Below are 15073 nucleotides of genomic sequence, written 5' to 3'. Positions count from 1 at the left end.
GTAAATTTAGCTTGTACTACCGAAGAAAATATTTTCTGACGTAAACCTTAAAAGAAGGGGTGACTTTTTTACTTTTTTGAATCTAAAATTATATAACCTAAAATTTACATCATGTCTATTTCTGATATTTATTCAAGTGGAAAACACAAACAAGAGTTGGGTCATTTTGCGAGTATTGTGAAAATAGCCCAAAGTGACGGAATCATCGCAACGGAAGAGTTAAACCTATTACAACGAGCAGCACGCAAGCTCCATATTAACGAGGAGGAATACGAGAGTATTTTGAAAAATCCTAACAAATACCCTGTAAATCCACCTGTAAACTACGATGAACGCATTGAACGTTTATACCGACTTACACAAATGATTTTTGCGGATAATTCTGTTGATCCAGCCCAAGTAGTACTGCTGAGAAAGATTGCAGTAGCCTTACAATTTCCGCTAGACAATGTAGAAAAAGTTTGTGATGAATCCCTGCATTTAGTTATGAATAACAATGACTTAGACGACTACATAATAGCCATAAAAAAAGTGAATTTAGAATAAAATTATACTAAATTTACAGCTTTAAAGTTATTATTATAAAATCCCCGTATGAGAAAAACGATTTTTTTAGCAGTATGTAGTCTATTTTTCAGCGTCGGCCTAATTGCACAGAACTTAAATGAATCTTGGCAAATTGGTTTCGGAGTTGCGATGACAAAATTTAGTGAAAGCGATGCTGGCTTTATAGGAGACCAATATCAGTTTCAAGTACCGAGATTAAACCTTACCATGCCCATTGGTGAGCGACTTTCTGTGGATGCCGCAATGTCTTTTAACACCCTTGACGAGGTAGGATTCGTTTCCAACAGTGCCAAGTACTTTTCAATCGATGGTTCATTACGTTACAATTTTGACGCCATCATTGACAATTTCAGTCCTTATGTTTTTGTAGGAGGAAGTGTTGTTGACTCGGAGCGCAAAATGACGCCAACCTTTAATTTAGGAGTGGGAGGAATTTATTGGGTATCTGACCGTATTGGTATCAACCCTCAAGTATATTACAAGCACTCACTAGAAAGTTATGAAAGTATGCGATCGCATATTCAAGGAGCTTTAAGTGTTTTGATAAAAATGGATTGGAACAACCTATTTGAAGGTGGAAATCACGCAGCTAGATCATCTGGAACGTGTTTTTAACACTTAGGTAAATAAAATAAAAAAAGCGGCTTAAAACCGCTTTTTTTTGTTTTTATAAGGTAGCTATTGCATGCTTAATTCGTTGAATCGTAGCTTCTTTACCTATCATTTCCATAATATCAAATAGGTGAGGTCCTTTTAAAGCACCAACCAAGCTCAATCGGAGAGGTTGCATTACTTTTCCAAACCCAACTTCTCTCTCTGTGATCCAAGCTTTGACAATAGGCTCAGTAACATTTGCCGTCCAATCGTCAATACCTTCCAATACCTCAATTAAACCGTTCATTAATTCTGGAGTCGTTTCTTTCCATTGCTTTTTAGCAGCTTTGGCATCGAATTCCGTCGGTGCTTGGAAGAAGAAATCAGACAAATCCCAGAAATCAGTAATAAAGGTTGCTCTTTCTTTAACTAAGCTAACTACTTTTTGAATATAGTCAGCGCTTTCAGCAATTCCTCTCTCTTTTAAAATGGTTTCATACCCTTCTGAAAGGTCCTTAACAGCAGCGTTTTGCAAGTATTGTTGGTTGAACCATTTTGTTTTGTCTGGGCTGAATTTCGCCCCAGATTTGCTAACCCTATTTAAATCGAAAGCAGAAATCAACTCGTTTAAAGTAAACAATTCTTGCTCAGTACCTGGGTTCCAACCCAATAAGGCTAACATATTTACAAAAGCATCGGCAAAGTATCCGTCTTCGCGGTATCCTCTTGAAACTTCTCCTGAATTTTCATTGGTATAGGCTAACGGGAATACAGGAAATCCTAGCTTATCTCCATCACGCTTACTCAATTTACCTTTTCCAACTGGTTTTAAAATCAGTGGTAAGTGTGCAAATTTAGGTGCTTCCCACTCAAATGCTCTGTAAAGCAATACGTGTAGTGGGAGTGAAGGTAACCATTCTTCTCCGCGGATCACATGAGAAATTTCCATCAAATGATCATCAACGATGTTTGCTAAGTGATAGGTAGGCATCCCATCCGACTTAAACAACACCTTATCGTCTAAGGTATTCGTGTCTATAGTAATGGTACCTCTAATTTCATCGTTCATTTCCAAACGTTCACCTTGAGGTGTTTTAAAGCGAACCACGTACTTTTCACCTGCTGCTAACTTGGCAGCAACTGCTTCTTTCGATAGAGAAAGAGAGTTATTTAGCTGTTCGCGATTGTGCCAATTGTAAATAAAGGTTTTGCCTTCCTTTTCTAAGGCATCGCGTAATTGCTGTAATTCTTCTGGTGTATCAAAAGCGTAGTACGCCTGCCCTTTTTCAAGGAGTTCCTCTGCGTACTTTTTATATAACTCCTTGCGTTCTGACTGTCTGTAAGGTCCAAATTTTTCGTTCTTTCCAGGTCCCTCATCAAATGGTATATTACACCATTCTAAAGAGTCTATAATGTATTGTTCTGCATTGGCCACATAACGTGTTTGATCTGTATCTTCAATGCGAAGAACAAATGTTCCGTTGTGTTTTTTAGCAAATAAATAATTAAATAGGGCAGTTCTTACACCTCCCATATGCAAGGGTCCTGTCGGACTCGGTGCAAATCGTACTCTTACGTTATCAGTCATGTTTTAAATCTTTAAAAAATCAGTAGTAACTGTTAAAAGTGCAAAGATACTTAACCCGATGAACCTGTGAAATGATAGACTCAAAAATAAGTAGTACTTCCATCGAAATAATTGAAGGACACAACCCCATTTTGTGAAGCGCTGCAAGCATATAGCATCGAACTACCGAATTTGAATATTATCAAAACCAAAGACCTCGGTAGGTGCACTGGTAACGTCAACTACAAAACGTATTCCTGAAACCTGTTGCAATAACCGCTCCCAATCGTTGGCCGTAGCACCCGATTTCATCGTCCAATCTCCTTGGGCATTACTCGGTAATTGATTGCCTGCACAGCGCTCGATAGGGGCACACACATGCACCCATTGTCCTTTCATTGCCGTATTGTTACTCGCTGTAAAAACAGCTGCAGCCGTCGGATTCATAGGATCACCACTGTAAATTACTAATCGAGGAGCAATAGGTTCATTCAACCCACCATCATGAAGGACTAGAAAATCCCAACACAGCGTTTTTCCGAGGTGAGCCAACCAATCTCCTTTGAACAGCTGAGGATTGTAGATATACGACAAGCCAGCTTTATCATGAACTGTAAGAAAACACTTGTCCGCTGAGTTCGAAGTACTCGTACTGGCTCTGACGGCCCTCCATGACGAGTTGACCGATACCTTATTGGTTTTACACGCAACAGCGACAATTCCGCAACAAAGAAGAAAAATTCCTACCCGATAGTTCATAAAAAAAGGCATTACTTAAACGAACTTCAAAACTCATTCAAGTAATACCTTTTATCATCAAGATTTCGACTGATAATAAGCGGTGGATACCACTCTTTTTTTCAGTGCTTTTACCTTGACAGAAAAGGGGGAAAACCCCTATTATAATTTGTAATACACTCCGAAGGTAAAGGCCGGCTTTTTAGCTACGTTACGTCCACCAAAAGCACCTCCCATAGCTGCATTTACTCCAAACTTTTGGTTGATCTCTCCGATGAGCTTAAGTCCAAACGCCGCATAACTAATATTGTTGACGTACAATCCGGTTAGGCGATTGTTTACTGGCACAACGCGATCTCCATTACCTAAAGCGGCGGAACCATCCAAAAATCCTGCTACCCAAAGCCAGCTGACAGCTTTATATCCTAATTCTCCTCCTAGTCGGTAATTACTGCTATAGGCATTGGTTCGTACATCGGCACCCGTAAAAGCTTGTATATACCAATTACTAAATCCTCTTCCCACTAATACCATCGGTGAAAAACTCCAGGCATCAAATCCTGAACGCAATCCAGAAGCAGCATCGTAAGAACTGGTATTGGCTTCTATTCCCAATTGACCAGAAATAATCCATTTTTTATTGTAAAAATTGTGCTTTACACCAAACTGAATGTTTCCGAGTTTACTCTCTGAAGCTTCAGCAGTCCAAGGAGTCGCTCCAGGAACCACGAGATCACCTGCCTTCATCATTTTTAACGGAACGGTTGCAAATAGGGTAGTGGCATCACTCACTCCATACTCACCATACAGTTGAATGGTTTGGTCGGTAATTTTTCGTTCGGTTGCATAATCGGGGTCACCGTATAACTTATCATAGTTAGAAATACTGGTAAAAGAAGCCTGTACATAGGCCTTGTTCTTTTTTTGTGTCCACGGACTTTGTGCTTGTACTGCAGATGCAAGCCCTAGCAATGCTGTTAAGCTAAGAAGTTTAATTTGTTTCATAATTTTAAAATAACACGTTGTATAAGCGAACTCTTAATTTACTACTTAGTAGGAAATACCGAATATAAATTACAAAATTTAGTGAAAAACTCCTTTATTTTAAAAGTAGTATTTTTATAGGTTATAAGCTATAGGCAGATTTTCAAGCAAAATCATGATTGCCTGCTAGCAATCGGAAGTGAGTAACGAAAGTAACAAAGCTGAAAAAGATGAATGAATTCAAAAATATCGAGTCAAAACTAGCACAATTCAGTAAGAAGTATTATACCAATGAACTGATCAAAGGGAGTATTTTTTTCTTTGCATTAGGGATTTTGTACTTACTGTTCACCTTGGTTATTGAGCACTTTTTATGGTTAAAACCTACATTTCGCACCTTGCTCTTTTGGCTTTTCATCGCTGTGGAATTGTATTTATTACTCCGGTTTATTTTATTTCCTCTGTTTAAATTATTCGGTTTACAAAAAGGGATTAGCCCTGAAGAGGCCTCTAGTATCATAGGAAATCACTTTCCGGAAGTTAGTGACAAGCTCACCAACGTACTGCAATTACAAAAGCACGGTCAGTATTCCGAGTTACTTCAAGCTAGCATTGCACAAAAATCATTGGAGCTAGAAACCGTTCCTTTCGGAAAGGCAATCAATTTTACGGCCAACAAAAAGTACTTGCTCTTTGCTGCGATTCCTGTGCTGTTTTGGGTTTTGAGTTTTGTAACCGGTTTTAGTTCGAAACTATCAAATAGTTTAGAGCGCGTGTTAAATCACCAAACCGCATACGCTCCACCAGCTCCTTTTTCGTTTGCTTTAACAACCGATGATTTAAAGGTTATCAAAGGGAGTTCTTTCACCCTTTTTGTCCAAGCATCGGGAACTGTGCTCCCCGAAAATGCGAAAATAAGCTTCCAAAATCAGGAATATTACCTACATAATGAAGGAAACGGTCTTTTTTCTTATGCTTTTGAAAATATCCAGACCTCTTTTCCTTTCTTTATCAGTGCCAACGGAGTACAATCGGACACTTACGAGATAAGCGTAGTAAATACTCCTACCATTCGAAATATTGAGTTGGTACTGCAATATCCAGCTTACTTGGGTAAAAAAAATGAAACACTCAACAATGCTGGAAATGTCATTGTTCCACAAGGAACATCCGTACAATGGAAGGTAAAAACATCACAAACTACCGCCGTTCAATTTAAGCATAACACAAAGACCGAAGCGTTTACAACAACTGCAGAAGAAGAGTTTAGCTATCGTTTAAAAGCACTTGAGAACATCAATTACAGTATTAGTACATCGAATGAAAATTTAAAAAATTACGAAGAGCTCAGTTTTTCGATTCAAGTAGTTAAAGACGAATTTCCCAGTATTATCATCGAGAGCAATATCGACAGTATCACGCGAGGAAATGCACAATTTGCAGGTCAAATTTCCGATGACCACGGTTTTAGTAAATTAGAGCTCAACTATAAAAGCACTACGGATGAGCAGGCCAACAAGAAGTCAATTTCTTTAAGTAACGACCTAGTACAGTCTTTTTATTACGAATTTCCCGGTACTATCCAGTTGCCTACGGCAGGAACATACGAACTGTACTTTACGGTTTACGACAACGACCGTGTTAACGGAGCAAAACGCACCCAAAGCAAGAAATTTTTCTACCGACAAAAAAGCAGCGAGGAACTCGAAGAAGAGCTTTTAGAAGAACAAAAAGGACAAATAAATCAGCTCAAACAATCTTTGCAGAAACAACAACAAAGCAAACGCGAGCTCGAAAAAATCCAGCTCGATTTACAAAACAAAGACCAACTTAACTGGAGCGATAAAAAGAATATTCAAAATCTATTACAGCGTCAACAACAATACAGGCAAATGATGCAAAAGCAAAGTCAGCTATTGCAAGAGAACTTAGAGGAAAAAGAAGAGCAAAATGAAGATCTCCAACAAAAAAAAGAGGACCTACAGAAGCGCATAGAGGAATTGAAAAAACTGGAGAAACAACAAAAGTTATTGGATGAACTTAAAAAGCTCGCAGAGAAGTTAAGCAAAGAAGAACTGATAAAAAAAACCAAGGAACTCGCTGAGCAAAACAAACAGCAAGAGAAGAGTTTGGAACGCATTTTAGAAATGACCAAGCGTTACTATGTTGAGCAAAAAATGAATCAAATTGCCGATAAGCTCGATAAAACCGCTAAAAAACAAGAGGCCTTAAGCAACAAAGAAACACAGCAAAACGACGCTAAAAAAACGGATACGAAAGAACAACAAGCAAAGCTTAAGAAGGATTTTGACTCCATTAAAAAAGAATTAAAAGACTTAAAAAAAGAAAATTCTAAGCTCAAAGAGCCTATGCAATTACCAGAAATGGATACGCTTCAAAAAGAGACGGAGCAAGAAATGCAACAGGCTCAAGAAAATTTAGAAAAGAATAATTCTGAAAAAGCCAAAAAGAATCAGAAAAAGGCAGCTCAAAAAATGCAAGAAATGAGCAAAAAAATGCAGCAGAGTATGCAATCGATGAGTGCAGAGATGCAAGAAGAGAACATGGAAAGTTTACGCCAGGTACTCGAAAATTTGGTTACCTATTCCTTTAAACAAGAGAAACTCATGCAAGATTTTGGTGAAATAAACGCTGATCACCCTAGTTTTAGTAAAAACTTAAAACGTCAATACCAGCTTAAAACCTATTTTGAACATATAGATGACAGTTTGTTTACTTTGTCTATGCGTGTACCTAGCATCAGTACTAAAATTCAAGACGAGCTTGCCAATGCCCATTATAACATAGACCAATCCTTAGAAAACTTAGCGGATAATCGCATCCGTCGAGGGGTCTCTAATCAGCAATACGTAATGACCTCTGCTAACACCTTAGCAGACATGTTGAGTAATACCTTAGATGCCATGCAGAACCCCAAGCAAGGAATGGGAAAAGGAAAGGGGAAAGGAAAATCGTTTAGTCTACCCGACATTATTCAACAGCAAAATGAATTGATGGAGAAAATGAAAAACGGGATGAAAAAATCGCAACAGGGACAACCTAAAAAGGGAAAAGGAAAGCAAAAAGGTAAAGGCAAGGAACAAGGACAACAAGAAGGGCAACAAGGACAGCAGAGTGAGGAGATGAATGGCAAACTCTATCAGATTTACAAAGAACAAGCGCAGTTACGTCAACAGCTTCAAGATGCCTTAAAGAAAGGCAAAGGGGGGAATGGAAATGCCAAGAAAATTGTAGAGAAAATGGAAGATTTAGAGAACAAAATTCTTGAGCAAGGGTTTAACCAGGGAGTGATCGAGCGCATGCGCCAATTAAACTACGAATTACTAAAACTAGACAAAGCTAGTTTCGAGCAAGGGCGCAAAAAAGAACGCGAATCAAATACCAACCGTAAAAATTACGGTACTTCAAACCAGAAAAGTCTAAAATTCAAGAAGCTATTTAAAAACCAGACCGAAATATTACGCAGACAATCCCTACCTTTGCGCGACGATTTGAAACAAAAGGTCAAAAACTACTTTAACAGTACCCAAAAACAGTAATTTATAGTTCGTTGTATCGATAAAGGAACCTGAAGTTCCTAGAACAGGCTGTTGAATACTGGGGAATGTAGTTGAGAACCGACCTGATAAGGTAGCTTATTTGCAAATCCGTTTCCTTATAATTCGGGAGTTGGTAGTAAGAGGGGATTGTTTCAACTATCGTTTCCCATAGTTTTCTGATTAACCACAACTGATTTCAGAGGCTACAGGTATTTAAAAGATTTCGATTTACAGCAAAAGATATACAATGATTGAATTTAATTACGAACTAGATTTTTCCTTAGAAAATGAAGCAAACACCCGTCAATGGATTATTGACTGCATTACTAAAAACGAAGGAGAAGTAGGAGATGTCAACTACATCTTCTGTGACGATGCGTACTTGCATAAAATTAATGTAGAGTTTTTACAGCACGATACGCTTACTGATATTATCAGCTTTGATTACACTTTAGGAAAACTTGTAGGTGGAGACATTTTTATTTCCATTGAACGAGTAAAGGAAAATGCTAAAGAATTTGGTGTTACCTTTGCAAATGAATTGCATCGTGTTATCATTCACGGTATTCTTCATTATTTAGGTTATAAAGACAAAACCGATGAAGAGAAAGCTGAAATGCGTGCAAAAGAAAATGAATGTTTAGAATTATTAAATCCATAACAAAAAACGAGTTCCACGTGGAACTGAAATAAAGATGAGTTTATTTAGTACGACATACGACGTCATTGTAGTAGGAGGAGGGCATGCCGGTAGTGAGGCAGCTGCAGCCAGTGCAAATATGGGTGCAAAGACTTTGTTAATTACAATGAACTTACAGAACATCGCTCAAATGAGTTGTAATCCTGCCATGGGAGGAATTGCAAAAGGGCAAATAGTGAGAGAAATCGATGCATTAGGAGGTTATAGCGGTATCGTAACTGATAAAACGGCGATCCAATTTAAAATGCTTAACAAGTCAAAAGGTCCTGCTATGTGGAGCCCTAGAGCGCAATCAGACCGTATGCAATTTGCTGAATGTTGGCGTACCTTACTGGAACAAACCGAAAACTTAGATTTTTATCAGGATTCTGTTAATGGATTATTGTTTGATGAAAATCAAATTGTAGGAGTTAAAACCGCTTTAGGCTTAGAAATTAAGTCGCGAACAGTTATTGTAACTGCGGGTACCTTCTTAAACGGGCTAATCCATATCGGAGAAAAGACTTTCGGTGGAGGTAGAGCCGGTGAAGGAGCTTCAACAGGAATCACAGAAGACTTGGTTGCTAAAGGATTTGAGGCCGGTCGTATGAAAACAGGTACTCCTCCAAGAGTAGATGGACGTTCGTTGGATTACTCTAAAATGACAGAACAACCTGGAGATGAAAACCCAGAAAAATTCTCTTATTTACCAGTTACACGTCCGCTTACACAGCAACGTTCGTGTTATTTAACCTATACCAATCCGGAAGTTCACGAGCTCTTAAAAGAAGGATTTGACCGATCACCGATGTTTAACGGTCGTATCAAATCAACAGGACCTCGTTATTGTCCTTCGGTAGAAGATAAAATCAATCGATTTGCAGAGAAAGAACGCCATCAAGTTTTTGTAGAACCAGAAGGTTGGAACACTGTTGAAATTTATGTTAATGGATTTTCAACTTCATTACCCGAAGATGTACAGGACAAAGCTATCAGAGCTATTCCTGGATTTGAAAATGTAAAATTCTTCAGATATGGGTACGCCATCGAGTACGACTATTTCCCGCCTACGCAATTAAAACACAATCTAGAAACTAAGCTGATTGAAAACTTATTCTTTGCAGGGCAAATTAACGGAACAACAGGATATGAAGAAGCTGCAGCCCAAGGTTTGATGGCCGGAGTAAATGCAGCACTTAAAACCCAAAACAAAGCGCCATTCATTTTAAAGAGAAGTGAAGCGTATATCGGAGTTTTAATTGACGATTTAATTACGAAAGGAACAGAAGAACCGTATCGAATGTTTACTTCTAGAGCCGAATACAGAACGTTATTACGTCAGGACAATGCCGATTTGCGTTTGACAGAGAAATCGTTCGAGTTAGGTTTAGCCACTCAAGAACGCTTTGATAGAGTACAAGCCAAAAAAGAAAAGACACAAAAGCTCATTGATTTTCTTGAGAATTTAAGTGTTACTAAAGAGGAAATGAACCCTATTTTAGAGGCAAAAAATCTCGCTTTGATCAACCAATCAATGAAGCTCTATAAAATTGCTGCTCGTCCGCAATTGAATTTCGAAGATTACGCATCCTTAGCTAAACTAGCTGCTTTTACTGAAGAACATGAGATAGACGGTGAAATTATAGAGCAGGTAGAAATACATTTAAAATACGCTGGGTATATCGCGAAAGAAAAGAATAATGCCGACAAATTAAACAGACTTGAGAATGTTCCGATTCCTTCAAGTTTCGATTACACAAAAGTAAAATCGCTTTCGTTTGAGGCCAGAGAAAAGTTGAGTAAAATTCAACCTACTTCAATATCTCAAGCAAGTAGAATTAGCGGTGTATCGCCAAGTGATATTTCCGTACTACTCGTATATATGGGGCGTTAATAGCTGAATAGTATAAAACAAAAAAGAGGTTCTATAAAGAGCCTCTTTTTTTTTCACACTTATATCGTATGTTAAACACAAACAATACTTATACAACGATAAAAAGTTTTATATAGTATACACAGCATAGCGATTTTATAGCTAATCTTAATTATTTCTTTTTGACAAGTAATAACACCGGCATTTCAAACCCAAATTACGCCCTTAGAACGAAGAATACTCTTTAAAAGACCAATGTAACCTGAACACTAATTTAAACGGTAAAAAGCGCTAAAAACGAATTTAAAGAGGGCCGACGTACCTCAGAGTATTCGAGAAACACTTCATAAGTTAATTCGACTAGGTGTATTATATGAGCAGCATGATTTTATAAAAAGTGAGGAGCTCCTTAGTATATACTTCTACTTAGCTATAGCAAACAACACAGATCAAAAAATAGGCACGACAATAAAACATCAAAGAAAGGAGAGAAGCCTCTTTCCTTAACTATGGATATCTCGTAAAAACATCCAGCAGCTAAAAATATCAAAGAACGGTATTCTAGGACTACAGCGTTCCACGAGAAACATCTAAATAATCCTGCTAAAATGTATCGCTGAGTATGACGTTTGCAAAACCTCAAAGAGGGCTTCTTGGCATTCCTAAAGCTCGAATCCAAGTACTCCTAAAAATACAATCGCGTTCATAAGGAATACCTACATCAAATTAAAATGTGTCCTCGAAAAAGGAGAGCCCCCTCTTTCCTTAACGATGGATATCTCGTGAAAACATTCCTCAATTGATAGCACTTGTTATCGTATTCAAGTACGACAGCGTTCCACGAGAAACATCCAAATTAGTCTGCTAAAAAGTATAGCTGAATATAACGTATACAAAACTTCAAAAGAGGGCTTCTTAGCATTCCTAAAATTCAAATCCAAGTACTCCTAAAAACGCAATCGCATAGATCAGGAACAGCTAAACCAAATTAAAATGTGCCCTCGGAAAAGGAGAGAAGCCTCTTTCCTTAACTATGGATATCTCCTAAAAACATTCCTCAATTGATAACACTTGTTATCGTATTCAAGTACGACAGCGTTCCACGAGAAACATCCTAACAAGCCTGCTAAAAAGTATAGCTAATTATAGCGTGTGCAAAACCTTAAAGAGGGCTTTCAGGCATGCCTAAAACTCGAATCCAAGTACTCCTAAAAACGCAATCGCATAGATCAGGAACAGCTAAACCAAATTAAACTGTGCCCTCGGAAAAGGAGAGAAGCTTCTTTCCTTAACGATGGATATCTCGTGAAAACATTCCTGAATTGATAACACTTGTTATCGTGTTCAAGTACGACAGCGTTCCACGAGAAACATCCAAACAAGTCTGCTAAAAAGTATAGCTGAATATAACGTATACAAAACTTCAAAAGAGGGCTTCTTGGCATTCCTAAAACTCGAATCAGAGCACCCCTAAAAACGCAATTGCATAGATTAGGAAGACATAGATTAAACTAAACAGCACCACAAAAAGGAGAGGAGTCTCTTTCCTTAACTATGGATCTCGATTGAAAACAATCCTCAATTGAAAACACCAGAGCACGGTATTCCAGTACAACAGCATTCCACGAGAAACATCTAAATAATCCTGCTAAAAAGTATAGTAAATTATAGCGTGTTCAAAACCTCTAAGTGGGCTTCCAGGCATACCTAAAACTCGAATCCAAGTACTCCTAAAAATACAATCGCGTTCATCAGGAACAGCTACATTAAATTAAACTGTGAACTCAGAAAAGGAGAGGAGCCTCTTTCCTTAACTATGGATATCTCGTGAAAACATCACAAAGTTAAAAATACCTACGTACGGCATTATAGTACTACAGCGTTCCACGAGAAACATTCAAACAAGCTTGTTAAAAAGTATAGCTGAGTATAACGTTTGGAAAACCTCTAAGAAGGCTTCCAGGCATGCCTAAAACTCGAATCCGAATACTCCTCAAAACGCAATCGCACAGATCAGGAACAGCTACATTAAATCAAACTATACACTCAGAAAAGGAGAGGAGTCTTTTTCCTTTACTATGGATATCTCGTAAAAACATCCAGCAGCTAAAAATATCAAAGAACGGTATTCTAGGAATACAGCGTTCCACGAGAAACATCCTAACAAGTCTGCTAAAAAGTATAGCCGAGAATAGTGTTTGGAAAACCTCTAGGAGGGCTTCCAGGCATACCTAAAACTCGAATTCAAGTACTCCTAAAAATACAATGGCGTTCATCAGGAACAGCTACATTAAATTAAACTGTGCCCTCGGAAAAGGAGAGAAACCTCTTTCCTTAACTATGCATATCTCGTAAAAACATTACTCAATTGAAAACGTCTGTCATGGTATTCCAGTACGACAGCGTTCCACGAGAAACATCCAAAAAAGTCTGCTAAAAAGTATAGCTGAGTATAACGTATACAAAACCTCAAAGGGGGCTTCTTGGCATTCCTAAAACTCGAATCCAAGTACTCCTAAAAATACAATCGCGTTCATCAGGAATACCTACATCAAATTAAAATGTGCCCTCGGAAAAGGAGAGAAGCCTCTTTCCTTAACTATGGATATCTCGTGAGACCATTCCTCAATTGAAAACACCTATCACAGTAATCCAATACAACAGCGTTCCACGAGAAACATCCAAATTAGTATGCTAAAAAGTATAGCTGAAAATAACGTGTGCAAAACCTTAAAAAGGGCTTCTTGGCATTCCTAAAATTCAAATCCAAGTACTCCTAAAAACGCAATCGAATAGATCAGAAACACCTACATCAAATTAAACTATGCACTCAGAAAAGGAGAGGAGTCTCTTTCCTTAACTATGGATATCTCGTAAAAACATCACACAGTTAAAAACACCTGAGTTCGGCATTCTAGCACTGCAGCGTTCCACGAGAAACATCCAAATTAGTCTGCTAAAAAGTATAGCTGAGTATAACGTATACAAAACCTTAAAAAGGGCTTCTTGGCATTCCTAAAGCCCGAATCCAAGTACTCCTAAAAACACAATTGCATAGATTAGGAAGGCATAGATTAAATTAAACAGCACCACCAAAAAAGGAGAGGAGTCTCTTTTCAAACAACTAAGATTTATTAGTAAAAACACTCTATAGTTAAAAACACCAGAGTCTGGTGTTCCCGTACGACAGCGTTCCACGAGAAACATCCTAACAAGCCTGCTAAAAAGTATAGCTGAATATAACGTATACAAAACTTCAAAAGAGGGTTTCTTGGCATTCCTAAAATTCAAATCCAAGTACTCCTAAAAACGCAATCGCACAGATCAGGAACAGCTACATAAAATCAAACTATACACTCAGAAAAGGAGAGAAGCCTCTTTCCTTAACTATGGATCTCGATTGAAAACAATCCTCAATTGAAAACACGAGAGCACGGTATTCCAGTACAACAGCGTTCCACGAGAAACATCCTAACAAGACTGCTAAAAAGTATAGCTGAGTATAACGTATACAAAACCTCAAAGAGGACTTCTAGGCATGCCTAAAACTCAAATTCAAGCACTCCTAAAAATACAATCGCGTTCATCAGGAATACCTAAATCAAATTAAAATGTGTCCTCGAAACAGGAGAGCCCCCTCTTTCCTTAACGATGGATATCTCGTGAAAACATTCCTCAATTGATAACACTTGTTATCGTATTCCAGTACGACAGCGTTCCACGAGAAACATCCAAATTAGTCTGCTAAAAAGTATAGCTAAATATAACGTATACAAAACTTCAAAAGAGGGCTTCTTAGCATTCCTAAAATTCAAATCCAAGTACTCCTAAAAACACAATCGAATAGATCAGGAACACCTATATCAAATTAAAATGTGCCCTCGGAAAAGGAGAGAAGCCTCTTTCCCTAACAATGGATATCTCGTAAAAACATTCCTCAATTGATAACACTTGATATCGTATTCAAGTACGACAGCTTTCCACGAGAAACATTCAAACAAGACTTCTAAAAAGTATCGCTGAGTATGACGTATACAAAACCTCAAAGAGGGCTTCTTGGCATATCTAAAGCTCGAATCCAAGTACTCCTAAAAATACAATCGCGTTCATCAGGAATACCTACATCAAATTTAAATGTGTCCTCGAAAAAGGAGAGCCCCCTCTTTCCTTAACTATGGATATCTCGTGAAAACATTCCTCAATTGATAACACTTGTTATCGTATTCCAGTACGACAGCGTTCCACGAGAAACATCCTAATTAGTCTGCTAAAAAGTATAACTGAGTATAACGTATACAAAACCTCAAAGGGGGCTTCTAGGCATGCCTAAAACTCGAATCCAAGTACTCCTAAAACGCAATTGCATAGATCAGGAACAGCTACATCAAATTAAACAGCGCCACCAAAAAAGGAGAGAACCCTCTTTCCTTAACTATGGATATCTCGTGAGACCATTCCTCAATTGAAAACACCTATCACAGTAATCCAATACAAAAGCGTTCCACGAGAAA

At 38.1% G+C, this 15073-nt stretch carries 8 protein-coding genes; 5 read left to right on the top strand and 3 right to left on the bottom strand.

What is annotated here, in order from left to right; all coding sequences use genetic code 11:
• Positions 1-111: 111 nt before the first annotated feature.
• Both ACXAG7_RS03415 and ACXAG7_RS03410 read left to right on the top strand, forming a co-directional pair.
• Positions 112-546, top strand: coding sequence for a TerB family tellurite resistance protein (locus ACXAG7_RS03415; RefSeq protein WP_408041779.1), 435 nt, complete (start codon positions 112-114; stop codon positions 544-546).
• A 48-nt stretch (positions 547-594) separates the two neighbouring features.
• Entirely contained in the window at positions 595-1182 is a 588-nt protein-coding gene (locus ACXAG7_RS03410; RefSeq protein WP_408041778.1) for a hypothetical protein, read from the top strand.
• Positions 1183-1234: 52 nt separating this feature from the next.
• Here the strand turns inward: ACXAG7_RS03410 and gltX are convergent, their stop codons facing one another.
• The 3 genes from gltX to ACXAG7_RS03395 all read right to left on the bottom strand — a co-directional run bounded on the left by gltX (position 1235) and on the right by ACXAG7_RS03395 (position 4471).
• Positions 1235-2749 (bottom strand): glutamate--tRNA ligase, encoded by a 1515-nt coding sequence (gltX, locus tag ACXAG7_RS03405; RefSeq protein WP_408041777.1) that lies wholly within the window; start codon positions 2747-2749, stop codon positions 1235-1237.
• A 162-nt stretch (positions 2750-2911) separates the two neighbouring features.
• Complete coding sequence (locus ACXAG7_RS03400; protein WP_476665974.1) at positions 2912-3487, bottom strand: hypothetical protein; 576 nt, start codon at positions 3485-3487, stop codon at positions 2912-2914.
• 141 nt (positions 3488-3628) lie between these two features.
• Entirely contained in the window at positions 3629-4471 is an 843-nt protein-coding gene (locus tag ACXAG7_RS03395) for a transporter (RefSeq protein WP_476665973.1), read from the bottom strand.
• Between the two features lie 209 nt (positions 4472-4680).
• Here ACXAG7_RS03395 and ACXAG7_RS03390 point away from each other — a divergent pair, with 209 nt between their 5' ends.
• The 3 genes from ACXAG7_RS03390 to mnmG all read left to right on the top strand — a co-directional run bounded on the left by ACXAG7_RS03390 (position 4681) and on the right by mnmG (position 10583).
• A complete protein-coding gene (locus ACXAG7_RS03390) occupies positions 4681-8010 on the top strand; it encodes a DUF4175 family protein (RefSeq protein WP_476665972.1) in 3330 nt (1109 codons plus the stop codon).
• Positions 8011-8257: 247 nt separating this feature from the next.
• Complete coding sequence (gene ybeY / locus ACXAG7_RS03385; protein WP_476665971.1) at positions 8258-8671, top strand: rRNA maturation RNase YbeY; 414 nt, start codon at positions 8258-8260, stop codon at positions 8669-8671.
• A 34-nt stretch (positions 8672-8705) separates the two neighbouring features.
• Positions 8706-10583, top strand: coding sequence for a tRNA uridine-5-carboxymethylaminomethyl(34) synthesis enzyme MnmG (mnmG, locus tag ACXAG7_RS03380; protein ID WP_408041772.1), 1878 nt, complete (start codon positions 8706-8708; stop codon positions 10581-10583).
• Positions 10584-15073 lie beyond the last annotated feature (4490 nt).

The organism is Tenacibaculum sp. AWR4_210, from assembly GCF_056160945.1.
This window is presented reverse-complemented; position numbering and strand designations above follow the sequence as displayed.

What these genes read in the sequence shown, in the direction of transcription:
- gltX (WP_408041777.1), bottom strand. Translation starts at nt 2,749, where the DNA reads ATGACTGATAACGTAAGAGTACGATTTGCACCGAGTCCGACAGGACCC.
- ACXAG7_RS03400 (WP_476665974.1), bottom strand. Translation starts at nt 3,487, where the DNA reads ATGAACTATCGGGTAGGAATTTTTCTTCTTTGTTGCGGAATTGTCGCT.
- ACXAG7_RS03410 (WP_408041778.1), top strand. Translation starts at nt 595, where the DNA reads ATGAGAAAAACGATTTTTTTAGCAGTATGTAGTCTATTTTTCAGCGTC.
- ACXAG7_RS03395 (WP_476665973.1), bottom strand. Translation starts at nt 4,471, where the DNA reads ATGAAACAAATTAAACTTCTTAGCTTAACAGCATTGCTAGGGCTTGCA.
- ACXAG7_RS03390 (WP_476665972.1), top strand. Translation starts at nt 4,681, where the DNA reads ATGAATGAATTCAAAAATATCGAGTCAAAACTAGCACAATTCAGTAAG.
- ybeY (WP_476665971.1), top strand. Translation starts at nt 8,258, where the DNA reads ATGATTGAATTTAATTACGAACTAGATTTTTCCTTAGAAAATGAAGCA.
- mnmG (WP_408041772.1), top strand. Translation starts at nt 8,706, where the DNA reads ATGAGTTTATTTAGTACGACATACGACGTCATTGTAGTAGGAGGAGGG.
- ACXAG7_RS03415 (WP_408041779.1), top strand. Translation starts at nt 112, where the DNA reads ATGTCTATTTCTGATATTTATTCAAGTGGAAAACACAAACAAGAGTTG.